Annotated in this window: 30 protein-coding genes; 27 read left to right on the plus strand and 3 right to left on the minus strand. The window is 45.0% G+C overall.

The genetic code is table 11. The annotated features are described in order from the left end of the window. Positions 1-3 precede the first annotated feature (3 nt). From BBD42_RS14460 to BBD42_RS14515, 12 genes are all read left to right on the plus strand, one after another. Positions 4-825: an RHS repeat-associated core domain-containing protein gene (locus tag BBD42_RS14460; protein ID WP_237163478.1), complete on the plus strand. Its 822-nt coding sequence runs from the start codon at positions 4-6 to the stop codon at positions 823-825. A gap of 7 nt (positions 826-832) precedes the next feature. Then, positions 833-1,483: a hypothetical protein gene (locus BBD42_RS14465; RefSeq protein ID WP_099518712.1), complete on the plus strand. Its 651-nt coding sequence runs from the start codon at positions 833-835 to the stop codon at positions 1,481-1,483. A gap of 186 nt (positions 1,484-1,669) precedes the next feature. Continuing rightward, positions 1,670-1,891 carry a hypothetical protein gene (locus tag BBD42_RS31785; protein ID WP_099518713.1) on the plus strand — a complete coding sequence of 74 codons (222 nt, stop codon included), beginning with the start codon at positions 1,670-1,672 and terminating at the stop codon, positions 1,889-1,891. A 20-nt stretch (positions 1,892-1,911) separates the two neighbouring features. Then, positions 1,912-2,280 carry an RHS repeat domain-containing protein gene (locus BBD42_RS14475; protein ID WP_099518714.1) on the plus strand — a complete coding sequence of 123 codons (369 nt, stop codon included), beginning with the start codon at positions 1,912-1,914 and terminating at the stop codon, positions 2,278-2,280. Beyond that, entirely contained in the window at positions 2,234-2,572 is a 339-nt protein-coding gene (locus tag BBD42_RS14480) for an RHS repeat domain-containing protein (RefSeq protein WP_099518715.1), read from the plus strand. Before BBD42_RS14475 ends, BBD42_RS14480 begins: the two co-directional genes overlap by 47 nt. 5 nt (positions 2,573-2,577) lie before the next feature. Continuing rightward, complete coding sequence (locus tag BBD42_RS14485) at positions 2,578-3,054, plus strand: hypothetical protein (RefSeq protein WP_099518716.1); 477 nt, start codon at positions 2,578-2,580, stop codon at positions 3,052-3,054. Positions 3,055-3,262: 208 nt separating this feature from the next. Then, entirely contained in the window at positions 3,263-3,475 is a 213-nt protein-coding gene (locus tag BBD42_RS14490; protein ID WP_099518717.1) for a bacteriocin immunity protein, read from the plus strand. A gap of 266 nt (positions 3,476-3,741) precedes the next feature. Further along, positions 3,742-4,407 (plus strand): RHS repeat-associated core domain-containing protein, encoded by a 666-nt coding sequence (locus BBD42_RS14495; protein WP_099518718.1) that lies wholly within the window; start codon positions 3,742-3,744, stop codon positions 4,405-4,407. A gap of 2 nt (positions 4,408-4,409) precedes the next feature. Beyond that, positions 4,410-4,877 (plus strand): hypothetical protein, encoded by a 468-nt coding sequence (locus tag BBD42_RS14500; protein WP_099518719.1) that lies wholly within the window; start codon positions 4,410-4,412, stop codon positions 4,875-4,877. A 126-nt stretch (positions 4,878-5,003) separates the two neighbouring features. Next, positions 5,004-5,351 carry a hypothetical protein gene (locus tag BBD42_RS14505; protein ID WP_099518720.1) on the plus strand — a complete coding sequence of 116 codons (348 nt, stop codon included), beginning with the start codon at positions 5,004-5,006 and terminating at the stop codon, positions 5,349-5,351. 151 nt (positions 5,352-5,502) lie between these two features. Then, positions 5,503-5,922 carry an Imm1 family immunity protein gene (locus BBD42_RS14510; RefSeq protein ID WP_099518721.1) on the plus strand — a complete coding sequence of 140 codons (420 nt, stop codon included), beginning with the start codon at positions 5,503-5,505 and terminating at the stop codon, positions 5,920-5,922. Between the two features lie 21 nt (positions 5,923-5,943). After that, positions 5,944-6,930, plus strand: coding sequence for a MerR family transcriptional regulator (locus BBD42_RS14515; RefSeq protein ID WP_099518722.1), 987 nt, complete (start codon positions 5,944-5,946; stop codon positions 6,928-6,930). Positions 6,931-6,957: 27 nt separating this feature from the next. Here the strand turns inward: BBD42_RS14515 and BBD42_RS14520 are convergent, their stop codons facing one another. Continuing rightward, a complete protein-coding gene (locus BBD42_RS14520) occupies positions 6,958-8,469 on the minus strand; it encodes an alpha/beta hydrolase family protein (RefSeq protein WP_099518723.1) in 1,512 nt (503 codons plus the stop codon). A gap of 542 nt (positions 8,470-9,011) precedes the next feature. Between BBD42_RS14520 and BBD42_RS14525 the strand changes: the two genes are divergently transcribed. From BBD42_RS14525 to BBD42_RS14545, 6 genes are all read left to right on the plus strand, one after another. After that, positions 9,012-9,740 (plus strand): ABC transporter ATP-binding protein, encoded by a 729-nt coding sequence (locus BBD42_RS14525; protein WP_237163479.1) that lies wholly within the window; start codon positions 9,012-9,014, stop codon positions 9,738-9,740. 31 nt (positions 9,741-9,771) lie between these two features. Then, on the plus strand, positions 9,772-9,975 hold the full coding sequence (locus tag BBD42_RS14530; protein ID WP_046229097.1) for a hypothetical protein: 204 nt from the start codon (positions 9,772-9,774) through the stop codon (positions 9,973-9,975). A 29-nt stretch (positions 9,976-10,004) separates the two neighbouring features. Next, positions 10,005-10,928, plus strand: coding sequence for a polyprenyl synthetase family protein (locus BBD42_RS14535; RefSeq protein ID WP_099518725.1), 924 nt, complete (start codon positions 10,005-10,007; stop codon positions 10,926-10,928). Positions 10,929-11,052: 124 nt separating this feature from the next. Further along, positions 11,053-11,226, plus strand: coding sequence for a competence pheromone ComX (gene comX / locus BBD42_RS31790; protein WP_155973652.1), 174 nt, complete (start codon positions 11,053-11,055; stop codon positions 11,224-11,226). A gap of 33 nt (positions 11,227-11,259) precedes the next feature. Continuing rightward, positions 11,260-13,656, plus strand: a complete 2,397-nt coding sequence (locus tag BBD42_RS14540) for a sensor histidine kinase (protein ID WP_099518726.1) — start codon at positions 11,260-11,262, stop codon at positions 13,654-13,656. Continuing rightward, the gene (locus BBD42_RS14545; protein ID WP_046229099.1) at positions 13,634-14,290 is read left to right on the plus strand and encodes a response regulator transcription factor; all 657 of its coding nucleotides are present in this window, start codon (positions 13,634-13,636) and stop codon (positions 14,288-14,290) included. The genes BBD42_RS14540 and BBD42_RS14545 overlap by 23 nt, the downstream gene beginning before the upstream one ends. Before the next feature lie 288 nt (positions 14,291-14,578). On the opposite strand, the gene BBD42_RS14550 is transcribed toward BBD42_RS14545, so the two are convergent. After that, positions 14,579-16,513: an ABC-F family ATP-binding cassette domain-containing protein gene (locus tag BBD42_RS14550; protein WP_099521614.1), complete on the minus strand. Its 1,935-nt coding sequence runs from the start codon at positions 16,511-16,513 to the stop codon at positions 14,579-14,581. A gap of 155 nt (positions 16,514-16,668) precedes the next feature. On the opposite strand from BBD42_RS14550, the gene BBD42_RS14555 reads away from it, so the two are divergent. The 8 genes from BBD42_RS14555 to BBD42_RS14590 all read left to right on the plus strand — a co-directional run bounded on the left by BBD42_RS14555 (position 16,669) and on the right by BBD42_RS14590 (position 22,650). Continuing rightward, entirely contained in the window at positions 16,669-17,280 is a 612-nt protein-coding gene (locus BBD42_RS14555; protein WP_099518727.1) for a 5-formyltetrahydrofolate cyclo-ligase, read from the plus strand. Between the two features lie 24 nt (positions 17,281-17,304). After that, positions 17,305-17,799, plus strand: a complete 495-nt coding sequence (moaC, locus tag BBD42_RS14560; RefSeq protein WP_056043561.1) for a cyclic pyranopterin monophosphate synthase MoaC — start codon at positions 17,305-17,307, stop codon at positions 17,797-17,799. Between the two features lie 65 nt (positions 17,800-17,864). Continuing rightward, a complete protein-coding gene (locus tag BBD42_RS14565) occupies positions 17,865-18,359 on the plus strand; it encodes a MogA/MoaB family molybdenum cofactor biosynthesis protein (RefSeq protein WP_046229101.1) in 495 nt (164 codons plus the stop codon). Positions 18,360-18,451: 92 nt separating this feature from the next. Further along, positions 18,452-19,468: a molybdopterin-binding protein gene (locus BBD42_RS14570; protein WP_237163520.1), complete on the plus strand. Its 1,017-nt coding sequence runs from the start codon at positions 18,452-18,454 to the stop codon at positions 19,466-19,468. Between the two features lie 41 nt (positions 19,469-19,509). Next, on the plus strand, positions 19,510-19,740 hold the full coding sequence (tatA, locus tag BBD42_RS14575) for a twin-arginine translocase TatA/TatE family subunit (protein WP_056043563.1): 231 nt from the start codon (positions 19,510-19,512) through the stop codon (positions 19,738-19,740). Between the two features lie 37 nt (positions 19,741-19,777). Continuing rightward, positions 19,778-20,593 (plus strand): twin-arginine translocase subunit TatC, encoded by an 816-nt coding sequence (gene tatC / locus BBD42_RS14580; RefSeq protein ID WP_099518729.1) that lies wholly within the window; start codon positions 19,778-19,780, stop codon positions 20,591-20,593. A gap of 240 nt (positions 20,594-20,833) precedes the next feature. Further along, positions 20,834-21,991, plus strand: coding sequence for a YhgE/Pip domain-containing protein (locus BBD42_RS14585; protein ID WP_099518730.1), 1,158 nt, complete (start codon positions 20,834-20,836; stop codon positions 21,989-21,991). Between the two features lie 71 nt (positions 21,992-22,062). After that, positions 22,063-22,650: a TetR/AcrR family transcriptional regulator gene (locus BBD42_RS14590; protein WP_099518731.1), complete on the plus strand. Its 588-nt coding sequence runs from the start codon at positions 22,063-22,065 to the stop codon at positions 22,648-22,650. 114 nt (positions 22,651-22,764) lie between these two features. On the opposite strand, the gene BBD42_RS14595 is transcribed toward BBD42_RS14590, so the two are convergent. Beyond that, complete coding sequence (locus BBD42_RS14595) at positions 22,765-23,409, minus strand: GntR family transcriptional regulator (RefSeq protein ID WP_099518732.1); 645 nt, start codon at positions 23,407-23,409, stop codon at positions 22,765-22,767. 227 nt (positions 23,410-23,636) lie between these two features. Between BBD42_RS14595 and BBD42_RS14600 the strand changes: the two genes are divergently transcribed. Continuing rightward, positions 23,637-24,872, plus strand: coding sequence for an MFS transporter (locus BBD42_RS14600; RefSeq protein ID WP_099518733.1), 1,236 nt, complete (start codon positions 23,637-23,639; stop codon positions 24,870-24,872). Positions 24,873-24,875 lie beyond the last annotated feature (3 nt).

Consider the following 24,875-nt stretch of genomic DNA (forward strand, 5'->3'; position numbering starts at 1 on the left):
AGCATGGGCCGCTACCAGAGCTATCATTATGATCTGCGTGGAAGCACGACGCTTCTGACCGATGAGAACGGATGCGTGACAGACCGTTATACGTACGGATTTTACGGAGAGCGGGAGCATCACGAAGGGACAACGCGGCAGCCGTTTTGCTATAATGGACGAGACGGCGTCATGACCGATCCGAACGGTCTTTACTACATGCGGGCGCGGTATTACCATACCGGCATCAAGCGGTTTTTGAACCGGGATGTGCTGCGCGGAAGCATAGTAGAAGGGCAGACCTTTAACCGGTTCGGGTATGTGAATGGCGATCCGGTGAGTTTTATTGATCCGTTTGGATTAGAGGCATTATCGCAATGTGAAATTAGAAAGCGTGTAGAAGCTAATATTGCTCAGAGTAAGGCAGCAAGGGAAGCTTCAAATTTTAAAAGCAGTGGACTTTCTAATGGAACGAGTGAAGTTAAGTGGAATAACGGGTATCGAACACCTGATGGGAAATTTGCTAAGCCTACTGGTTCGGGAAGAAGTGGAGCAGATGCTGAAGAGGATGTATGGAAGGCTATTGAGAGCAAGGATGGGTGGCAAGTAACACGAGGCAGGGTGCATGTACGCGATAGTTCTGGTCAATTAAGGGTGTATGATGGTGTTGCTAAATCACCTAGTGGCAGAACTATAGGTCTAGAAGTAAAATCAGGTTCTGCTACTAAAACACCTCAACAACGGGCGTTTGACACTAGGCTTAATAGTAGTCCAAATAATACAGCATTTGGTGTGGGTAATAATACAGGTATTACTGTTGATAGAAGTATCACAATTAGAAAGTAGTGATAGCATGGTAGATTCAAAGAAATGGGATGTTTTAATCAAAGAGTATCTCGAAAAAAATATGGATGAAGAAATGTTAAATATTGGTTACAAACGCAGGAAAACAAGTTTAAAATATGAAAGAAACCTAGACGGAACAGTACAGTTTATTGAAATTATAAGGTACTACAATCCAAGTTATAAGAAAGATTCCGATGTTCATATTTACCCAATGGTTCAGATTAAAAACTCAAATATTAGTTCAATCGCATTGGATATGGTGGAAAATGCTGAATTACTCTCAAACTCACCTGAGGTGATTTTAAGACAACCAATTGACTCGCTTGCTCCAAAAGAAAACAGAAACCAATGGTATGCCTGTGGGGAAGAACAGTTAATATCAATACTTAAGGAAATGAAAGCATTTGTCTTAGAATGGGTGACTGTTTTTTTGAAGCAATATTCTTCAGCAGAAGGTATTGTTAAAGGTTTTAAGGAGAATGACTCTCGACCAGCGAATACTGAACGTTGGTACATTTACGTTGCTGCTTCCTATTGTTATTTAGGTGACTTAAATGCCGCTTTAAATGTTTTAGAAGAGAAATTTAATTCGCTAGGAAAGAAAAAAAGATACTTTAAAGCATTCAATTATTTGGAGATCCGTTTGAAGACAACATAACTATGCATAGATAAAGTCATAGTTAACCCGATTTTATATTTATTAATTTTTGAAATTAAGATAATATTTTTGATTTCTATATTGAATCAATATGAGCAAAGCTTATTCCTACTGTAATTTTGGTGAGGAATGAGCTTTTTTTCCTGCGCCTAGACCTATAAAACCCAGTGGTTGCTAGCAGAAGCATTGGTAGGCCCGAAGGAAGGGGCATTATTTTTCAAACCGGATGGCTCCCAAAATATAGCGCCGCTGCAGCAGAAACGGCATGCTGCGGCCGATTTTATCCAAAAGCCTGAGTCGCTCATCTCGGACAGCGTGAAGGAAGTGCTGACAAAGTATGCGTCGCGCACTATTTCGTTCAATCGTGCTTGTCGATCCAGGGAGCAGCATAAAGGCAGTGGACGGTAGCACGCAAGGTGGGCAGCAATTTGGACAAGCTGGAGCAGGTCCAGAAGCTCAAAAAGGTGATGAAGCTGCCGTGCGTCAAGCAAGCGCTGGATGTTGCTGGAGATATGGCGATGAATTATGTGCCGGAGACAGGCGGGACGATACTGCGCGAGTATGATGCGAATGATAATTTGGTGAAGATCATCGATCCGTTGAAACGGGTATATGCTTTTGGCTATGATGCGTTCGACCGAAAGATGCTGGAGACGCTGCCTTCGGGTGCGGCAACTGCCTATGTATACAATGCGAATGGCTTGCTGGAGCGTGAAAAGGATGCGCTCGGACAGGTGATCGCCTATCGTTATGATGCCGAGGAGCGGCTGGTGGCACGGAGGGCAGACGCAGTATAAGTGGGATACAGCGGACAATCTGGTTGCGGTTACGGATGCGCTCGGAAGGACGGAGCGTTTTGGCTATGGTGGCCTGGACCGGGTTAACGCTGTATGGGATGCCAGCGGTGTTCAAGTCGCCCAGCCGGATCATGTTTGGGAATTACAATTAGGTGGGCCTGATACTGTTAAGAATTTAAAATTTTTAGATACATTTACGAACTGGCATATTGGTGTTAAGCAAATTAGACCGCAGATTCGAGACTTGCCTACAGGTACAAAAATTAAAATTAAATCTGATAGGGGAGGGTAAGAAAAATGGACGAAAAATTACTATCTATTATTAGAAAGTTGAGAGGAAATTTGCTGGATGAACCCGAAAGTATAATCTATGCTGAAATAAATGAAGGTAATACAAAAATTATTACAGATAACGATTATCTTAAAGAATATTATGATTTTTTAAGGGAAGCTGATGGTGCACGATGTGGAATGTTCGACTTGTGGTCATTTGGAGAGTTATCAAAGCATCAATTTCGTATATCTGATTTCTCTGGAGCAGAAGAAAAATGGATTGAAATTGGGCAGGTTTTATATGAACCGGTAGTAATTAATAAAGAATCTGGACAAGTATACCTCTTCAATCAAGAAGAACCTGATACTGAAGGGAGAGACCTAGGATCTGTAAGTAATTTTCTGGCCAATTATGTATTCGGCCCCCAATACGGTGAGTTAGTACCGAATGCTGATTCTGAAGAATGGTATCTATTCCTTAAGAAGAATTTACCGTTGTAGTTGTAAAGCGGATAATTATTTTTAACCAAAAATTTAATGACAATGATCGTGGACTGTCAAGCACTAACTTTTAGATTGAGACCGATTAAAGACTGTTTTGAGAAATTGAAATAATAATTTATAAGTCTATTCCGACTGGCAATTTGAGAAGGAATAGGCTTTTATCTTAAATCTTAAAGGGACTTTAATATTTGAAAGGGTAGATAAGATGGATAGTAAACTTTCTAAAAAAGAGTTGATTGAACTTGTTGGAAAAATTTGTAATCCGGAGCTTTCTGATGAAGAGATTAGTGAATATATTGATTTGTTGGAAAAAAACGTTCCACATCCGGCTCCTAGTAATTTGATATTCTGGAGCGAAGAAGATTTATCTCCAGAGCAAGTAATTGAGATTGCATTAGCATATAAAGAGGAGTTGTAACTTTTGAGTATATAGATGGTTTTTCAGTTGAAATGCTAGATATAGAAATATTATGATTATAAGATTTATTATGTGAGAAGAGGTTAGCCAACTGATAAGGGCTAACCTCTTTTTATTAAATACACAAACTTATCTTTAAGAGAATTTTCTTAGTCTAAGTCATGTAACTATTCGTTTTTCGGCCGGGAAGACAGCATGGGCCGCTACTAGAGCTGTCTCTATGATCTGAGCGGCAGCCGTTTTGCTATAATGGACGAGACGGCGTCATGACCGATCCGAACGGTCTTTACTACATGCGGGCGCGGTATTATCATACCGGCATCAAGCGGTTTTTGAACCGGGATGTGCTGCGCGGAAGCATAGTAGAAGGGCAGACCTTTAACCGGTTTGGGTATGTGAATGGCGATCCGGTGAGTTTTATTGATCCGTTTGGGTTGAATAAGATCAGTAGTTGTAAGGATGGTACAGATAAAGCCGTTAAGAAAACAGATGGATCAGGGGATTATTATGAAGTTGTTTTGAAATATGAGAAAAACGTAAAATATGGTGATAATTACTACGATATGAATTTAAGGGACTTTAATCGTAAAGCCCATTATTTACAACGATTAAGTGATTCTAATTCGCTTATTAAAACCAAGTCTGAAAGAGATCCTAGCATTACTAGAGAGTACAAAAAGGAAGTTATACAAAGAATTATCCGAATGCACTATAAGAATGATAAAGAAGGTGCAAGAAGGCTAATAGACAAAGTATCAAAGAGTATGGATCCAGATCACAGATGGGAGCTACAACTGAATGGAATGGATAATAAACGAAATCTTAAGTTGATGGATTGGTTTACAAATAGGAGAATGGGGACAAATCTTGCGAATCAAATGAAAAATGTTCCGTACGGATCAAGAATAAAAATAAAAGTTGAGAGGGAATGAATATGAGAAAAACAATTCAAGAAAAAATAGAATTGATGAAAAATGTTCTTGAGGAAGATCCCTTTAATCTAGTGATTGGAGAAATTCAAGAGAGAATAATTACTGACTCCGATTTTAATTTAAAAGAGGTTGCGTTACAAGATTATTATAATTTTTTTAGAGAATATGGATCTATAAGATGTGGAAGTATTATTATTTTCGGGCAAAATGAATTAGATGATTTTCAGTTTCCTGTTGCTGACATGCCAGGTGAGTTTGAAGAATGGATTTGTATTGGAAAGATTGATCCATACCCATTATATATAAATAAAAAAAATGGGATGGTTTGCTGTTTATTTGAAGATTCAAAGATTAAATCGTATGAAGGATGGAATGATTTTTTAGATAATTATGTTTTCGGGGAACGTTATATCGAAATTGTAGGTAAAGATGAGTGGTATGAACTATTAAGAGAACAACAAATTATATAACATAGATTTACTCGAACTTTTTCTTGAAAGCTTATTCCAACTGAAGTTTGGGGAGGAATGAGCTTTTTTCTTGCACCTAGACTTTAACACTACTCACATAATTAAATAATGATGGGGAATGGGGATATGAGCTTTATAACTGTAGTATTGCAATCTGAAGCAAGTAGTAGTTTATTAATTTTGCTTAAGAAACATACAGGTTTAGGATTTTCAGAAATAAAGTCATGTATTAATAATAAGCTGCCTTTGATGACAGCTAACTATGTGAATAATGATGAAATTCAAAAAATGAAAAATTTAGTAGAGGAGTTAATCGTCCATAACAAAGAGTTTGAAATTTTTGAGCAGAATGGAAGCTATACTGAGATGCTACCCTTAAAACACTTTATGAATAGTTTTGGAATGTCTAAACAAATTTCAGAAGATAGAGAACGAATGGATGATTTATTAATTCCTGAAGATGATGAGAGTTAATTATTAACGCAAATGAAATAGTTAGTTTAATTGACGCATTTGGTACCTTAGTAATAGTATAGAGCCTTTTGTAAAGCATGTGATTAGTAAGTTAAAGATAAATCCATTTGATAAAATAAATCCATTTAAATAAAAACATGGAGGCGCACAAATGTTTATTAAGGGACTTCATTTTGATAATTGGGTTAATGGCAGAGACAAAGGGGAATTTATACAGGATCAAAATCAAGATCAAGATCTGAATTGGGGAATGATAGAGAAAATATTAACGGAGCTTAATGGGGTTAATAAAACGCAGGTCGTGTTAAGCAAGGATGAAGATATTCATATGGGGATAGGTGGCGGCAATTCGGGTTTATACAATGTATATGCGACTTTCGACAATGTATCTTTTTTTAATCTATTAGATTTATCAAAATCCGAAGATAAAATCATTCAACTTGTAACAGGAGGACAGAAAGGAGATTTTTCTGCGAATAATTGCGTTGATTTGGAAACTATGCTTAAAGCTGCTAAACTATTTGCGCTAGAAGGGGAAATTAATGATCGTTTAAATTGGCAGCATGTATAATGATTACGAGGTGATCTAACTTTGCCATCCAAAGACACGTATTCTATTGGCGAAGCGGCTAAAATAGTCGGTTCCACCGTTAAAACGATTCGGTATTACGATGAAATCGGGCTGATCAAGCCATCCCTTCATACAGAAGGAGGCCATCGCCTTTATATAGCAAAGGACTTATGGAGGCTGGAGCTAATCTCTACGCTTCGTTTCCTGAATTTTGAAATACCCGACATCCGCAAGCTGATGAGTGGGGAAATGGGTATGGATCAGGCGCTCGGCTTGCAGATTGAGGCGTTGGAAACCCAGGTAAATACGCTGAATGCCATGCTTTCGATCTTGCATCAGGCGAAGCAGCACGAAACCGAAACCCAAGCTTCCGGTGATACTAGGCAATCCCTTGGTTACGTATCAAGCCTAGTTGAGTCGCTTACGGCAAATGCTGAAAGGCGGAAACAATTCGTTTCCGCCAAAATGGATGAATCCCGTCTGCTGGAAGGCATTCCGCAGGAGTGGAGAGACTCTTTTTTGCATTTTTTCAATAAATATATAATGAAGGATACAAAGCTGTCGGCCCAACAAACGCTGGCCTGGAACGAGCTTCAGAAAATGATAGGTGATCCTGAGTATTTAGCTGATCTGGCTCGCTGCGAGCACCCCTTTTTCACAATGGTCCACCATCCGCAGGTGCAGGCGGAAACCTGGGTTAAGAAAATGGAGCAAATCCACGTCCGGGCTTCCGAAGCTTTGAAAAAACAGTGGCCAGCAGACAGCCCGGCGGTGCAAGCGATCATGTGGGATTATGTCTTCATTTATGCGGGCACGGAGCAAATAGATGATAATGAAGCTTTTTTTCAAAAACAGGCCCGATATATGCTCGATTCTGTTACGGAGCGCATTGTTCGATTTAATAAGCTATGCGCCAGCGTTAATCCAGAATGGGGCCAGATCGTAGAAGGTGTCACCTTGTTGCAGAGGGCGATGATTTTGAGGCTGGAACAGCTTGACCAACTTTGAACTCATAGTGTAGCTGCGGCAATCCGATTATCCTTGCTCCAGCGAAAAGGCAGGCTGATCTCCCGCCTCCCTGTTCAAATGCTTAAGCGGCAAACCTTTAAGGTAATGATTGAAAAAGTCGAGCGTAAACTCGTTCACCAGTTTGAATGTTCCGCTGACATCCACGCCTTGAGACCATTCCAGCAGTGGCGATACCAAATACAAATCCGAGAAGCTCAAATGCTTCGTATGGCTAAGCTTCATCCAGTAATTTCCTCCAGCAGTTACGGGCGCATACCGCGAATAAACTTCTTCATAATATTTTTCAACCTCAGGGCGGGTTGTCCCCATGTCAGCTATATATTCATCACTCATGGCACTTGTGCCGGCGACCGTTTCGTCAGCGCTTATCATGAGGAACGGCTTGCCGACACCTTGCGAAGGAATGCGCTTCTCGCCAAACAGCACCCCATCCATATTGATGCCTGCCTTAATTCGCGGTTCATCCATTAACATCTGTACGGTCGTTGCTCCGCCAAAAGAATGCCCAAACATGCCGATTTGCTCGAGTTCGATATGGCCTGTAAAGCGGTTATCCGGATCATAGGCTGCCAGCTTCTCCACCTCATCGAGTACAAACTGGACATCTTTTACCCAAGTCTCATTAAGCTTGTCCAAATAACTGAATTGCATCTGCTCGAAGCCTTCCTTGCCCTCTGATACAAATTGCGCGACCCGTCCATCCGGGAATACCGACGCTAAACTGCTGTACGTATGATTAATGCCAACTACAATATAGCCTTGGCTAACCAGTTGTTCCACTTGAAAGGTATTCTGATTTTCATACCCATGCAGGCCATGTGAGAAAATGAGCAAGGGATATTTCGCCTCCGTTTCAGACAGTGAGGCACTTTCTATTGCATGCGTCTTTACATCTCCTAAGCTCGAAAATAGCAGCTTCGGCAGCTTAAGTACTTCATCAAACGCAGTTGCATAAACAGCAGAATCCGACATATAGGGAGCTGTCGTTCCTTTTTCGCTTTTACTCGCTGGATACCAGATTTTCACCATGAGCTCGCGTTTGTCTCCGTCCTCCTTGGTGAGCAGCTCCTCACGGCTGTTATCTATCCAGTGGTACGATACGGTGCCAATCCCATAAGGGCCAGCCGGTTTATCAAATGAAAATACGGGAAATAGCAGCGGCAGTGCTGCCGCTAATGCGGCATACACGAGTGTCAGGGCTGAAAGTGCAACGACGGCGATTTTGCTTCTATACCGCGTTGTGGACGTTAGTAAGGAGCTTTCTGCTGAAGCCCGGGCAGATGGTTGCTTTCGCGATTTGGCGAACATCTTAACCAGCCAGATCAATGGGATCAAAGTAAGCAAGTATCCGGGAATCAGCGGCCAGCGCAGCCCTTCAGTGAAGCCGTGCAATAGAAACAGGAAAGCAGAGCCTGCAAATCCACCCCAAAGCATCCCGCGAGACTTGCTGCGAGCGCTTAACATCCCCATAACCATAACTGCGTTGAAAATCACATAAATCCATTCTATTGTCCTCATCTTACTTGTGCCTCCTTAAGTGCTGCTTCTGTAATTGGCAATAGCCATGCAGCAGCTGCTTCATTCAGGATAAAACCTCCTGTAACAGGAGGTTCAAGTGCTATTTTTTGAACGGCTGTTATTCGTACGACTTTAAAAAAGGGAAAAGGCCTTTTTTGCCGAAATAAATCAAGAGAGCAGGGAGGCAAGGGGGCGAGAGTAGTTTTTCGTTAGCTAAAAAAGTAACTTCCTCTGTCATGCTTCGTTATATTTTGACTGGCTGTTTATATAGAAGAAAGGCATCAGCGATCGTACATTTTGAAAATGAATCGTCCAAACCTTACATGCCAAGTCACATTGTTGAGCTTTACTCCAATAAATCTGTCAAAATCCCAGCAAAAGTTGCGGAACCGCAATAAACTTGCGGTCGTAATTGCGTTTTTTTACGGTGAAATTACCGTTCATATGGGGTAAGGTTATAAGACAAGCAGTGGTTGCCGGCAGAAGATCAGAGAAACGGGGTTATGCCAAAACGTCTTATCAATCAGGGAGGCGACAATTAGGTGAGAAGGACAATGATTAAGGTAGACTCGGTATGTAAAGCTTATGGCTCAAATCAGGCAGTCGATAATATTTCCTTGCGGATAAAAGAAGGAGAGTTATTTGGCATTATCGGTACGAACGGCGCTGGAAAGACGACGCTGCTCGAAATGCTGATGGGACTGCGTCAGCCCGACAAGGGACAAATCGAGGTGCTTGGCATTAATCCGGCTGTAGAAGCATCTGAGCTTCAGGAGCATATTGGCCTTCATTTGCAAAGTATATCGCTGGTGGATAAGCTGAGTGTGAGGGAGGCGCTGGAAATGTTCCGTTCCTTCTATAAATGCTCAACCGAAATGAAAGAGATTATTGACCGCTTTGGCTTGGAAAGCTACTTGGACCGTCCAGTTAGGCGTCTATCTGGCGGCTGGCGGCAGCGTGTGGCACTGGCGATTTCTGTCGTCAACAACCCAAAGATTATTTTTCTGGACGAACCGACTACCGGGCTGGACATGCAGGCGAGAGAAGAATATTGGTCCATCATATTGGAGCTCAAGCGCCAAGGGAAAACGATTGTTTTATCCTGCCATGATATGGGGGAAATGCAGCATCATTGTGATCGCATTGCCGTGCTGCGCCAAGGAAATTTAGTAAAATGCGATACCCCTAAGCGATTAATTTCGCAAATTCCAGCCGGTGGTTTAACGATGGAAGCCGTATATGTCCATTTTGCTTACGCGGGAGCCGTGTAACAGCAGCAGTTGGAAGGAGGGCTTAACATTCATGAACCGGGATCGTGACACCACAGGCCCATTTGTCAATCGTGCCGACATGCTCAGGAAACGAATGGAAATGATCGCTGTGCTGGTGAACCGAATAAACGAGGAGGAGATGGAACAGGAGCGGCTGAATTCAAAGAGGAAGGCGGGTATTATTTCTAATATATTGAAAAATGTTGGTACGTTTTTACTCCATCGTGTAAAATAGAAAAATCTTGAAACGATGGGGGTCTAAAGTTGGAGGACTGTGTACCTAAAATCGAATTTGAAATGCGAGAGATGGTCAAACGCCATTTTACAGTTGATTCTTTAATTCAGTACGCCTATTTATTTCTAATGGACCGGCTGAATGAGCAGCTTCCTTTTGGACGTTTGACCGTACTTCACTACCGGATGTTCGGCGGTGAAGGGGCGGCAGTATATCGTGCGGCGGCAGCCGTTGAATTTCTTATTTTAGCGACCGATATATTCGATGATTTACAGGATCAGGATGCGCCAAAGCAGGCCTGGTCTGAAGCTCCTCTGCCTATAGCGCTGCATCTTGCAGCCGCTTTTTTGACCCTTTCGCAGCAAGCGATGATGGATTCTGAATTCGATAGCTCCCATGTGCAAACAACAATGAAAATGATGAACCTTCAACTCCTGCAAGCGGCCAATGGGCAAATGATGGATTTGATGAATGCTGTATCAGATGAACACTCATATTTTCAATCCATTAAGCAAAAGTCGGCAGCCTTGATCGTTCATGCGTGCATGACAGGCGTTATGCTGACCGGTCGAGGCTGGCATCCGATTGTTGCCGAGTATGCCGTTGAGGTAGGGATGGCGGCTCAAATTAAAAATGACATTCGTGATCTGCTTCGCTGGGATGAGAAAAATGACTTTTTGCAGCGGAAGAAGACGCTTCTTACTTTGTACATGCTTGAGGATGCTGTAGATCAGCATAATTGGATCAGGGATTATTTTGAAGGTCGTTTGAATGAGGCTGATGTAGCTGATAAGCGCGGGTTGTTTGAGGAAGCTTATGAAAAATCCGGCGCCATGCTGTACGGTTCCGTCGTGATGCGTACACACTATAACCGTTTTATAGAGCTCATGGAATCGGTTCCTGAAGTGGCCGTGCATAAGGAAATGCTGTTAAGCATATTGGCTAAAGAATAGCTTCCGCCATAACACCGCAATGGTAGTTGCGGTAAATACGAACTAGATTTGCGTTTGCTTACCTATCATTTCCTGCTATAGTTATCTACAGAAAGACCTTTACACATTCCAAGGAGGAGTTCCAGTGTTGAAAGAATATATTCGTTCTTTAGCCAAAGACTCGCAGTTGATGGATTTAGCAATAAGCGGGAACTTGCAAATGGCTGGAGTAACTCCAGCGGAGAAAAAAGCGATTTTTGAAACCCTGAGCATTCAAGCAGATAAGAAAGATAATTACCAAATGGTCTACTGGACATAAGGTAATGCGCTGCATGAATTTAGGGGGAGAAAGATGAAGCTGTTGCGCTCAAGGAATCTATTGCTTTTTCTCTTCCTGAGTGGATTATTCGCTTTACTTGGTTACCTTACAGTCGTTATCATTAGTGATCCGTTTATTGGTATAGTGACTGTGAAAAATTCGCAAGGTGAATACTTGGTAGAGTCGCTTGAGCCAGCAGGACAAGCTGTTTTGAAGGGTATTCAACTTGGGGATGTTATTGATGAAGTTAATGGAAAGCCAGCTGGACAGAATGTTAATATCATCAAGTTTTCTTCCGTAGAGAGAGTTGAGAGCATTGTCGTTAGTGAAAAAACTGGCGAACAAAGGCTAGTGACTTTCAATCGAGGTTGGAACGGTGATCATACCGGTTTGGAACTGCTCATTCAGCTTTATATTCCATGGGCTTCCCTGCTGTTGTTTCTGGGGCTATCCACCTTCCTGTATAGGAAAAGGAAAAATGATAGTGCTGCCATTATGCTCATATTGTTTTTCTTGGCGATTGGGCTGAGTTACTTTTCTTCAGCCGCAGCCTATCGAAATGATTTGGTAGGCGTTACCGTCATGTATGCAGTCATTCCATTTGTAGCTATTTTGTTCCTGCTATTTATGAATATGTACCTGCGAAGATATGGCATGATTTTTATTAGCCCTAAGCTAATATGGTATCTGTCGGTAGCTTTCAGTATCGTTTCCTTGTTTTGCCTCGTCTATATTTGGACGAATTTTATTCCGGAGAAAGTATTTCTAAACGCTAGAATGGTATATCATGCCACGCTGATAGTCGGAAATTTCATTTGTGTCTATCAATTGTTTAGGAAGTTCTTTTATTATCGGAGTAGCAGGTTCAACTCTTTATTCAAAATAACGCTAACCTCGCATTTGGTTGCTTTTACTCCATTTACGACGATGAATTTATTGCCGTTGTTGGGAGGAAACATTCAAATTTTGCCGGCGGCGTTCACAGCACCGTTTTTATTCGTGCTGCCGATTGTTTACTTTTATTTATTAACATCCAACCAATTGTTTGATGTTGATTTTATATTGACCCGCTTTAAGTATTATACATTGCTGTCCTTATTGCCAGCGCTTATCGTTACATTGGCGTATGCTGCGATTGTAAGTGGTGACGTTGTATTCTCCTGGGTCAGATGGCTTCAAATCTTTATCGTTAGTTACGTTGTTATGACCCTGTTTCTTTATTCCAAGGAGCAGATTGATCATAAATTTCGTCCCAAGCTTTTTAAAGCGATGTACAGCTACCAAGACAGCCTCGATCGTTTCTCACGCAAAATTGCACGAGTCATGAAACGGGATGATCTGGAGATGGTGCTGAAAGAAGAAATTGGGGCATTGCTTCCGGCTAGCCGAATTGATTTTCTCATTGTAGACCAGATTGAAGCCGTGGTTAACCCGGTAGGAGAGCAGGATGATGAGCAGAGTACAGCTATTTTTCTGCTGCAAGTGTCTGATTCGCTTCAAGTCGGGGAAGTCGTTGAACTGCCTCATGGTCTGGGACTAATTATTGGCTGTCAGAAGTCAAAGCAGTACATCGTATGGATTGGCTCCAAAACCAACCATACCCGTTTCAATTCAGATGAGCTTCGTTGGCTCAAGACGCTTGCAAATTATGCAAGTATTGTGTTTGAAAACTTATATCTGATTGAAAGCTTAATCGAGGATTTGGAATCTGAGGTTAAGAAAGAGCAGGCGACAACACCTTGGATTTTAAGATTGTTGTTTTGCCTCTCAGAAAATGAACGGCGGAAGCTTGCAGCAGATCTTCATGACTCTGCGCTTCAAGACCAGTTATTGTGGTACCGTAGGCTGGAAGCACTCATGCTGGACCACCCGATTACGGAAAAGCTTGAAGTCGAGCTTGACGAAATCAAGGAAGGGCTGCTTGATGTCATCCATCAAATTCGGGAAACCTGCAATGAGTTAAGACCGCCGCTGCTTAAGGAAATGGGCATTGTTGAAGCATTGGAGTCGATTATTGAGCATACGCAAATGAGAAACAATTTTGCGGTTGATTTTCGGGCCAAGCCTTTCGACAACCTGCTTAACGAAGAGCAGATTACAGCGATTTATCGCATTGTCCAAGAGTTGCTTCGCAATGCTGATAAGCATGCGCGTGCCAATCTGGTCACGCTAGAATTAGAGCAGCGAACAAACATGGTTTATTTTCACTATAAGGACGATGGGGTCGGCATGGATGTCGATTATATGGAGGCTTCTTTCGAGCATATGGGTTTATCCGGTATTAAAGAAAGAGTCGCTAGCCTTGAAGGTGAAATAACATTCCGGTCGAAACGTGGAAAAGGTCTTGAGGTCATTATTATATTGCCGCAAAATATGACGACTGGCCGATCGGAAAGGGGTTTGCTGCGTGATTCGTATCTTATTAGTTGATGATCATCCATCTGTTGGAGAAGGCACCAAAACGATGATTGAACAAGATCCTGAAATGAAGGTGACGGTTGTATTATCGGCCATGGAAGCGCTGGATGCGATTAGCAACGAAGGCTTTGACATTATTTTATGTGACTTGAACATGCCAGGCATTAGTGGTCTAGAGCTTGCAAAACGTTTGATTCAGCAGGATCCAGATCGCAAAGTGCTTATATATACTGGGTATGAAATTAGTACGCACTATAATTTATTGATTGAATGCGGCGTTTCCGGCTTTATCTCTAAGACGGTCTCGCGTGAACAGCTGCATAACGCCATTCGATGCGCTATGCGAGGGGAAGCGGTTATTCCGATTTCGCTACTCAAGCAGCTGCGACGCAACGAAGTCAAAATTACGCGTGCTGAGAAGGTAATTGAAGAAGTATCAATCAAAGAACGCGATCAGGATATTTTGCAGCAGGTCGCGTACGGCAATAGCAACAAAGATATTGCCATTAAGCTGCATATGAGTCAGCGTACTGTAGAGTACCATTTAACCCGGATTTTTGAAAAGCTTAACGTTAGGTCCCGATCGGAAGCGATCGCTGAGGCAAAACGGCTTGGAATTATCCGACTTGAGCAATTTGTCCCTTGAGTTTTACCGTCGATGCCTATATATTCGATAGGCAATGACATTTCTATATTGGGATAGCTGCGGCAATATTTGCAAGCTGCAGTCACTTGATCCCCCCAGTAATACCCTAACATTGGTTTCCCTCTCAATGCTTGCGCTTTTATAGCGCAAGCATCTTTTTATATTTTTTTAATGACCACGTTCACTAGCACTTTTTTTATATAAAAAAGAACATTAACCAATTCGTCTAGCTTGTGAATGGTTAATGCTCTGCAAAGTTATTCTAAAGAGGAAGTGATATAGCGGATATTATTCACTAAGCGTTTCCCATTGCTCATAGGCTTCGCTTAATGCGATGCGCTTCTGGTCGATTTGCGACTGGATTTCCTGGATCCGCATGTAATCGTTGAAAATAGCTGGATCTGTCAACTGCAGCTCCAAATCCGCAATGGCTTGCTCCAAGTCGGCAATATCAGCTTCTACCTGCTCCAGCTTGCGCTGACGGCTGCGTTCCTCACGCTTTGCCTGCTTGTCCAGCGCGTAATCGCTAACGTTGTCGGAAGATACAGCTGCTTTACTGCTTGATGCAGCCCGCTTAGCCGCTTCCTCCAGCCGCGCTTCTTCGAGTTCATGCTTTTTCTCTATCATTTCGTCATAATTTCCTAGGAAATGTTCGGTGCCCGCAGGTGTCAGTTCGACAATACGCTCCGCCATTTTATTAAGGAAATATCGGTCATGAGAAATAAAGAGCAGCGTGCCTTCATAATCGAGCAAAGCGGATTCCAGCACTTCCTTGCTGTATAAATCCAAATGGTTGGTAGGCTCGTCCAAAATGAGCACATTGGCTTGAGCCAGCATGAGCTTTGCAAGTGATACGCGAGCCTTCTCGCCGCCACTGAGCGCCGAAATGCGTTTGAGCACATCTTCGCCGCTGAATAGAAAGCTGCCAAGAACAGTCCGGATACGGGACTCCTCCATATGGGGGTAGAGACCCCAAACCTCTTCCAGTACGGTATTGGTCTGATTAAGTCCGGTATGCTCCTGATCGTAATATCCGAGCTTGACGTTCGAGCCCCAGGCGATGCTGCCGCTCGAGGGCTGGCGCTGGCCGACAATCGTCTTGAGCAAGGTCGATTTGCCGATACCGTTAGGTCCAATAAGAGCTACCGTCTCGCCACGCTGCAAGCGGAAGGAGACATGCTGGAACAAGGGCTTGTTTTTCTCGTCGAACAGTACCGATAAATCCGACACCTGCAGCACATCTTTGCCGGTTTGGCGCTCAATTTGGAACGTGAAATTAGCTTTCTTTAAATCGCCCAGCGGTTTGTCGAGCACGTCCATTTTGTCGAGCGCTTTACGGCGGCTCTGAGCGCGTTTCGTAGTAGAGGCACGGACAATGTTGCGCTGAATGAACTGCTCCATCTTGGCGATTTCGTCCTGCTGCTTCTCAAACTGCTTTAAATCGCTTTCGTATTCTGCAGCCTTCAGGTCAATATAGCGGCTGTAGTTGCCAGTATAGCGTTTAGCGGAATGCCGTTCGATTTCGACAATCGTCTGCACAAGCGCATCAAGGAAATAGCGGTCATGAGAAACGACAAGAATGGCGCCGGAATAACTGCGTAAGTAACCTTCGAGCCAAGTGAGTGTCGGAATATCCAAATAGTTGGTCGGCTCATCGAGCATGAGTAAATCAGGCGCCTGAAGCAAAATACGGGCGAGTGCCAGCCTGGTCTTCTGACCGCCGCTTAGCGTATGGATAGGTGTATCCGGCGGAAAGGTGCCGAAGCCCATGCCGTGAAGAACGCTGTTGATGCGCGTATTGATTTCAAAGCCGCCTTGCTCGCGGAACCAGTCGGAGCGGCGGGAATAGCGGTCGAGCACCTCTTCATAGCGCTTCGGCTGTTCATGCAGCGCAGGATCAGCAATTTGCTGCTCCAGATCGCGCAGCTCTTGCTCGGCCTCCAGCAAATGAGCGAACACGGCGCGCATTTCGGCTTCAATGGTGCGGTCGGATTGCAGCCCGCTGTTTTGAGCTAAATAGCCGAGCCGCGTTTCCTTGGCCTTGTGGATGGCGCCGGAGTCGAAAGATAGCTCGCCGGCAATGATTTTTAACAGTGTGGATTTGCCGGCGCCATTGACGCCAACGAGTCCGATGCGCTCGCGTTCAAGCACCTGCATCGTAATATTTGATAATATGGGATCTACACCGTAGCTTTTACTTATATTAGAAACTTGAAGCAGCATGAAAAATACCTCCAACGAATAATTGCTTAGCTTTCGCTTGCTTACTGTTTCATTATATATTACCACAAATGCAAGCCGCCATTGGCGAAAGTTGCATAACAATGGTAAACTGAACATAATCGAAATTGAGGAATTGGAAAGGCAGAATAGCGGTTATGGCGGACAATGAAAAATCGCAAATTAAAGCGGAAAAACAGCGTATTCGAGCGGATGCTGCTAAAGTCCGTGATCGCCTGTCGAAGCAGGATCGGGCATTATGGTCCGGGCTTGCTTGCGGCGCGTTAAGCAAGTGGCTGGAAGGGCACCCAGAGCAGCGCGAAATCATGTGTTATGTTCCGTTTCGCTCCGAGCTGGATTTGTGGCCGCTAATGGACTGGTTATGGTCAACAGGACGTGAAGTAATCGTGCCCCGATGCCATCCGCTTGACCGTTCGATGACACTGTACCGGCTGCAATCGCCAGCAGATTTAATGGAGGGCGCATACGGAATAAGTGAGCCTGACCCGGCAAAATGCGAGGAGCTTCCGCAGGGACATGTGCCAGACAGCATCATCGTCCCCGGCATTCGATTTGACCGCAAGGGCGGACGGATGGGGTATGGCGGAGGCTATTATGATCGCTTCGCCGAGCGGGCAAGTCAGGCAGGGAAGCGCGCGATATGGATTGGCGCAGCTTTTGAGGCGCAGGTTGCAGAGCAGGTTCCGATGCAGGAGCATGATTTGAAGATGAACGGAATCGTAACGGAATCAGGGATTCATTTCATATAAAAGCCGTGAGGGGGAGAGTGTGCTGTGGGGTTGACGCATTTTAACGAGCAGGGCAGAGCCAAAATGGTGGATGTAAGCGATAAGGACGTTACGTCTCGCAGCGCTACAGCACAGACGACCGTTACGATGCACAGCGAGACGCTAGAACGGATTAAAGCGGGAACGATAGGCAAAGGCGATGTGCTGGCTGTTTCGCAGGTTGCAGCTATTATGGCCGCAAAAAAAACATCGGACGTCATTCCAATGTGCCATCCGCTTCCATTGACTGGTGTGGATGTACGCTTTGACGACAATGGCGCAGATGAGCTGTACATACAGGCATCCGTGAAAACAACAGGTAAAACAGGGGTCGAGATGGAGGCACTGACGGCGGTTTCGATCGCTGCGCTTACCGTTTACGATATGTGCAAAGCAATCCAGAAGGATATGGTGATTGGCCCGACACATCTTGTTTCAAAAACCGGTGGCAAAAACGGCGATTACCAGTTTCAAGCGGAAGCAGACTCGAGAGAAAAATAAAGCAGGGCGGCTGTTTCCAGCGATGGAATCACCCATGATCGGACAAGGGATGGGAGGAACGGTAAATGCAGTGGAAAGTGGCTATTTTGACGGCTAGTGATAAAGGCTCGCGCGGTGAACGTGAAGATACGAGCGCTCAAGTTATCAGGGAACTGGTAGAGGAGGAGCTTGGCGGCGTTATTGTCGATTATCGCATCGTTCCGGATGAGCAGGATGAAATTATGGCAGCCATCATTGAGATGACCGAATATTATCAGGCGGATTTACTGCTTACAACGGGAGGGACAGGTCTTGCAATCCGTGATGTGACGCCTGATGCTACATTGCGCGTGGTCGATCGGGTCATTCCAGGGCTGGCAGAAGCGATGAGATTTGGCGCTATTCAAAAGACGAGAAGCGCGATGCTGTCCAGAGGCGTATGCGGCATCCGTGGCAAATCGCTGATTGTGAATTTGCCGGGCAGCCCGAAAGGCGTCCATGAAAGCTTAATGGCCATTATGGATCAGCTGCCTCAGGCGCTTGAGATTATTTCCGGCACACAAGGCGAGGACGTATTATGAGCAGTTCCGGACAGCAAGAGCAACAGCAGAAAGAGCAACAACAGCAACAACAGCAACAACAAGAGCAGGCAGTTACAGCGGCTGAGCTGAGTTTGGAAAGCAAGACGGTGCTAAAGGAAGTGTCCGTCTATGATGCCATTGGTTTGCGGCTGGCTCATGATCTGACCCGCATTGTGCCGGGAGAGTTTAAAGGCCGCATTTTCAAAAAAGGCCATATTATAACCGAAGCCGATATTCCGAATCTGCTCGATATTGGCAAGGAGCATATTTACATTATGGAGCTAGCCGCTGGCGAGCTTCATGAGGATGATGCTGCAAGCAGGATGGCAAAGGCGCTTAGCGGAGACGGCATATGGCTTAGCGAGCCGCATGAAGGCAAAGTAAGCATGAAATCCGAGCTGCTGGGGCTCGTCGAGGTTGACGAAGCACTTGTGCATGCGATTAATTCGCTCGGCGAAATTGCGCTTGCAACGGTAAAAACGAATAGCGTAGTGAAGAAGGACGGGCAGCTCGCGGCTACTCGCGCTATACCGCTTGTCGTACCGGAGTCTAAGGTAGAGGAAGTGGAGCGGCTGGCGGCTGAGTATCGCTTGGCGCATAAGGGCGCTGCGCCGCTTCGGGTAAAGCCGTTTCGCAAGCTGCGAGTGGGTCTGCTTACGACGGGTGGAGAAGTATACGGCGGGAGGATCGAGGATAAATTCGGTCCCGCCGTCCGCAGCAAGCTGGAAGCCTTCGGCTCAGAGGTCATCGAGCAGCGGTTTGCCCCCGACGACAAGCAGGTGATCGTTAATGAAATTAACTATTTGCTAGGACAAGATTATGATATGATATTGGTAACAGGCGGAATGTCTGTCGATCCTGACGACCGCACACCAGGCGCAATTAAGGCGTCGGGTGCACACATTGTTAGTTATGGAACGCCGATGCTGCCTGGCTCCATGCTGTTAATGGGTTATTTGAACGAAGTGCCAATTCTTGGCTTACCGGGATGCGTCATGCATGACCCGTTTACTTCATTCGATGTCCTGCTGGCACGCATACTTGCTGGGCATCAAATTGTGAAGGAAGATATTACAAAGCTCGGTTATGGCGGTTTGTACGGGTGCTGAGTTTGGACAGACATCGAAGAGTGAGAAGGAGGTAGACAATTATGCCATCTATTGGTGCAACGGGAATTATTTTGCTGGTGCTAGTGGCCCTGCTGTTGTTTGGTCCTAACAAGCTTCCTGAATTGGGTAGAGCTTTCGGTCGGACGCTTAAGGAATTTAAAGCGGGTGCAAGAGATGTATTGGATGACGAGCCTAAGGAAAAAGAGGAGAAACGGATCGACGTTTCCAAATCAGAAAATACTGAGTCGAATAACAAGCGGCTGCCGGATTAATCGGGCCCGCTTTTTTTCTGGAAGGAGATTGTGACAGATGGGAATCAGGCAAGACAAAGCTACCGAACAACCCTTTAATCGCGAACGGCTGCGTGAGGAAGGCCTGATGCCGCTGCTGGAGCATATCGGAGAGCTTCGCAAACGGATTTTTTATATGCTGCTTGTTATTTTGGCCGGTCTTATTGCCGGATTGTTTGTGGCCAAGCCTGCATACGATTTCATTATGAGCCTTGAGCCAGCGCGCTCTCTGCCGATGCATACGTTTTCCTTGTGGGATGGCGTCGGCGTCTATATGAAATTTGCGCTCGTCATTGCGCTTATTATTACAATCCCGTTTACGGCGTATCAGCTATGGGCATTCGTTAAGCCGGCTTTGCATGTGAAGGAGCAGCGGGCAACGCTTAAATATATTCCATTCGCTTTATTGATGTTTTTGGTGGGATTGTCGTTTTCTTATTTTGTCGTTTTTCCACTCGCGTTCCATTTCACCAGAAATGTATCGGACAGTTTGAATCTGGTGGAGACGTTCGGAATTATTCAATATTTCACCTTTATGTTTAATATTTTGATTCCGATTTCGCTGTTATTTGAGCTGCCGCTGGTCATCATGTTTTTGACCGCAATCCGGATTTTGAATCCGATTCGTTTGCGCAAAATGCGCCGTATCTCTTATTTTATTATGATTTTTATTGGGGTTGTAGTGACGCCGCCCGACTTTGTATCGGATGCGCTCGTTGCCATCCCATTAATCGGCTTATATGAAATGAGCGTCTTCCTGTCCGCTGCAATATACCGCAAGCAGCTTGCGGCAGACAAACTGCGGGAAGAGGAAATGAACGAAGAAGCGTCATAGCTTCATGCGCGACCGGCGTGATAAAAATCCCTGTATCCGTTGCTTTTATGGCAGCGGGCACAGGGATTTTTATCATTTATTTGGCTGAAGCTCAGCTTAATAAGCTAGCTAGCTGGATATCATAATTTTCAGGTTGACAATTTTTGAAGCAAAATATAATATTAAAACAGTTGTTTAAATCGATTGTTTAAAACATTTGTTTAAACCGGATAAATAGACACAGACAGGATGGGATTGGCGATGAAGAACACGATTCAAGCTTTTATGAAGCGTCCGACAACAATTGTTGGTATTATTACGGCGCTTATGTTTCAAATTGTATTTTCAGTTATATGGATGACAGGTTATAATGGAGTGACCGATCGTATTGATAAACTGCATATTGCAGTGGTCAATGAGGATCAACAGTTCGGCACGCAAATTGCAGGCTCCTTGGTCAGCAGCTTGCCTTTCCAAATGTCGCAGCCATCCAGTCTTGAGGATGCGAAGCAGCAGCTTAATGCACGCGAGCTGCAAATGATTATTTATTTCCCTGCTGATTTCACGCAAAAGGCGATGGCAGCAGATGGCAAAGCGGATATTGGCTATATTATTAATGAATCCAATCCTGCATTAATTAAATCTATTATGAGCGGCGTTGCCGCAGAAGTAACGAAAGAAGCCAATGTACAGGCGATAGAGCAAGGTATTGCCGGTACGCTTGGCAAGGCGGGTGTTCCGACAGAGCAGGCGGCGATTGCCGGCCAAAGCTTAGCGGAACGTATTACGGCGAACATTGAATCGACCAACCAAGTCAAAGGCATGAACAATCAGATGGTTCCGATGATGATGGTACTAGCTTCTTATGTCGGCGCGATGATTATGGGGATGAACCTGGAGCAATCGTCGATGATGGTTAGCGCTGGTGCAGGCCGCTGGAAGCGTTTTGCAGCTCGCAGCATCATTACGGCCGGATCGGCAGTTTTCGTTTCTCTGATTGGTTCTTCTTTGCTAGCTGCATTCAATGGACAAATGGAGCAGGGCTTCCTGAAGCTGTGGCTGTTCCAGCTCATGTTCGTGCTTGCTTTTATGTTTGTTTCTCAAATGTTCCTGTACGTGTTCGGCATGGCTGGCATGCTGTTTAATATTATTGCTCTGTCTGCGCAGCTCGTTTCTTCCGGCGCAATTGTGCCGCGTGAGCTGCTCCCAGATTTCTATGTAAAGCTTGGAGAAGCGCTTCCTGCAACTTATGCAGTTGAGGGGCTAATGAATGTGCTGTTCGGTGGCACGGGCATCGGAAGCGAGGTCGCAGCACTGGCTATTATTGCGATCGTCGGATTTGTGATCAGCATGGCAGCGGTTGGCTTGAAGAAGCAAGCTGCGATGAAGCCAGGACAGATGGCAATGAAGTCTAATTAATTCGTTTCCGCGCTTTCTGGTCAGCCCCGAGTGCTTGCGTCAAATAAAGTGGTTGCCGTTAGGAGGCTGAGATGAAAGCTGCGGATATCGATGTGAAAATGAGAATTTTGCTGGCAGCGAAAAAGCTGTTTGCCGCTCAAGGCTTTGACAGGACATCCGTCCGGCAAATTTGTGAGGAAGCGGGCGCGAATGTGGCGCTGATCTCTTATTATTTTGGCGGAAAAGATAATTTGTTTTTCGCCCTATTTGAAGCTTTTTTTCCTAGCAGGGGCATCGCTTCTATCGCTCAGGATATGGAACCGCTTGAAGGCATGAAGCTCGTTATTCGGGAGCTGCTCACCTTTCGTTATCAGGATGCTGAGCTATCTTACATTATTCAATGCGAGTTTGCGCTGCTCACTCCGCGTATTGAAATGATTCAGGAGCGTGTCCTTCCGCTATGGCAGCTGATTCATAAATGGCTGCTGGAGGGGCGGGAGCAGGGAATATTTGAATTCAATTCGATTCATATGGCTTTTACGGCGGTTAGCTCAACCCTGCTTTTTCCGAAAGGAAATATCCACATGCTGGTGCTTATGGGCGAGGATACGACTACGCTGGAGGAGCGGATTGCAGACACGACAACCTTTATTCTAAAAGCATTAAAACCGTCGGAATAAGCCGAATAACATGATCCATAAATACGAGAAAACCAACTTCAACTCCGTTTGAACAAACGGGGAGTGAAGTTGGTTTTCTTTTTTACCTAAGATGAGCCAATTCAAGCTTTGTGCCTAAGTATGAATGCTTACATTTTTCTTCATCATCAGGGAAGCGGCTTCCGCATCACGGGCTTCCAGCGCGTCAATGATCGCCTGATGCTCTTTAACTCCTACCTGTGCAATCGAAGCAGGCCGTTTGATAAATAAATACTTATAGCGGCGGATGTGCATTTGCAGCGAGGAGGTAAAGGATTGAATATAGGCATTATCCGCCAGCTCCAAAATGACATTATGGAATTCCTCATCATATTCCAGCGCTTCATAAGGCTTGTTTTCCTGAATGCATTTCGCAAACTGTGCATTCAGCTCGCTAAGGCGCGTTATGTGCTCCGGCTGAATATGCGGCACTGCTAGCTCGGCCGCGAGCGCATGCAGCGCAACAAGCGGCGCATAAAGCTTAGGCATGTCCTCTTCCTCAATCATCGTCACTCTTGTTTCCTTGCTGGGCAGCATTTGTACAAGCCCTTGTACTTCAAGCAATTGCAGCGCTTCGCGAATCGGCGTCCGGCTGACGCCAAGTGCATCTGCAAGCTCGCCATCGATCAGCTTCTCTCCGGGCTGAAGCGTGCCTTCTATAATCCATTTCTGGAGCTGGGCTAAAGCCCGGTCCTTCGCAGATATTCGCAGCGGCGAGGAATAATTAGTCGGTATCGGCATTGCATCACCTTCTTCAAAAAATTCGAGCCGCAGCTCCTAAACGGCGTTATTGGCTACTTCCTATCATATATCGAAGCAGCAAGAGGGCGCAAATGGATTAAAGTAAGCTTGGTTTAGACAAAAAGCAGTCGCGAAAATAAATCTTGCTATATCATACACAATCAGAATATAATATGCAATATATCGCATATCAAACGTCGATTTTTACTTCGAAAAAGGAGAACCTAATGTCAACCAATCAAGCTGCTATTCGGCCGGCCAATGTGGCGGCCACCACTTTTTTCCCGATTTTGTTTGCTGCAAGCTCGGTGCATTTGCTCAATGATACGATTCAATCGATTGTGCCTGCGCTGTATCCGGTACTTAAAGATTCTTTTTCGTTAACCTTCTCGCAAATTGGTTTTATTTCTTTAATTATTAATTTGACGGCAGCGATTTTACAGCCGCTCATTGGTATTTTTACCGATAAACGGCCGATTCCAAGGCTGCTGCCGATTGGCATTCTTTTCACCCTGGCTGGTGTGCTGGTGCTGTCCTTCTCGGCGTATTATTGGATGATACTCGCTGCGGTTATGCTAATTGGGATCGGCTCAGCGATATTCCATCCAGAGTCGGCGCGGGTAGCTTATGTGGCAGGCGGGGCGCGCAAAGGACTGGCGCAATCGATTTTTCAATTTGGCGGAAATATTGGACAAGCGCTTGCTCCGATTATGACAGCGATGCTGTTCGTGCATACGGGGCAAAAGGGTGTCGTCTGGTTTTCCCTGCTGCTTGTTGTCGGGTTCATGCTGCAAAGCTATGTCGCCCGCTGGTACACGAAGCACTTAAAGGCGGAGAAGGAGCGCAAGGGGACGGTGCAAAATCATCCGTTCGCAAGAAGCGGCCTCTCTAAGGCAAGAGTTGCAGTTGCGGTTACGATTATTATGATTTTGGTATTTTCTAAATACGTTTATATTTCAGCGATAACGAGCTATTATTCTTTTTATGCCATAGAAAAATTCGGGGTATCGACGAGCCAGGCACAATTGATCTTATTCGTGTTTCTGGTTGCAAACGTTATTGGGCTGCTGTTCGGCGGCATGCTGGCGGATAAATTCAGCCGCCGTGCGCTCATTTGGTTTTCGATTTTGGGCACGGCACCCTTTTCACTTGCCCTGCCGTATGCGAATTTGACGCTTTCGGTTATTTTGATCTTTTTTGCGGGGCTGATTTTGGCTTCGGCGTTCTCGATCATTATGGTGTATACGAACGAGCTGCTGCCAGGCAAGGTCGGGCTCGTATCCGGCATTTTCTTCGGCCTTGCCTTCGGGCTTGGCGGTGCGGGATCGGCGATTCTCGGCAATCTTGCTGATGCGACAAGCATTGTGTTCGTAATCCAGTGCTGCTCGTATTTGCCGCTGCTGGGGCTGTTCACCGTATTTCTCCCGTCTGACAAAAAGAATAAGCCGCTGCAAGCAGCATAAGCG

Origin of the sequence: Paenibacillus sp. BIHB 4019, from assembly GCF_002741035.1 — a bacterium.
Taxonomy (GTDB): Bacteria; Bacillota; Bacilli; order Paenibacillales; family Paenibacillaceae; genus Pristimantibacillus.